The 550-nt window shown below is 47.3% G+C and carries 1 protein-coding gene; it reads right to left on the reverse strand.

Going from position 1 to position 550, the window contains the following annotated elements:
• Positions 1 to 203: 203 nt before the first annotated feature.
• Positions 204 to 380 carry a hypothetical protein gene (locus tag LYNGBM3L_RS45945; protein WP_165691889.1) on the reverse strand — a complete coding sequence of 59 codons (177 nt, stop codon included), beginning with the start codon at positions 378 to 380 and terminating at the stop codon, positions 204 to 206.
• Between the last annotated feature and the right edge of the window lie 170 nt (positions 381 to 550).

Consider the following 550-nt stretch of genomic DNA (forward strand, 5'->3'; position numbering starts at 1 on the left):
TCCTCAACTTTTTGACCCAATGGGTGGACTTGAGATCTTTGTAGAACAGGCATCTTGCCTGTGATCACTATTTTAGGACGAGCTGTCCCAACCATGGCTACCGCGAAAATGAGGGTGAAACCTTGGGTGGTGCGTTACGGCGCGGGCTTTCCCAACACTTGCTATGAGGTTGAACATGATGGCAAGCCCGCCCCTAACACACCCTACAGAATTACTCGGTAATCCAAAAAAAGTAGAAACTTGGCACCAGGCATGAGCAGTTTCAGCACCTGCACATAGCTCTTCGCATCAGCAGGGCTGTCGAACCGAGCGAAAACCACTGGTGGCATCGGTGGCAATAAGCGCACCATTACCCATGGGTATAAGCGTCGATGGGACATATTATTAAGTTATCTCCTGTAAGGGGAACCCAGAGCCAGCCTGCAGCCTGCGAAAACTCTTAGGCTGGCTCTTCCCGTGGATTTTCTTGTCCACACTTTAAGTGTAGCACAAAAATTTGCATATTATAGCATATTTTGAAAAATTTTGTAACAAATTCTTTTTGAGGGAG

This window comes from Moorena producens 3L, assembly GCF_000211815.1.
GTDB lineage: Bacteria > Cyanobacteriota > Cyanobacteriia > Cyanobacteriales > Coleofasciculaceae > Moorena > Moorena producens.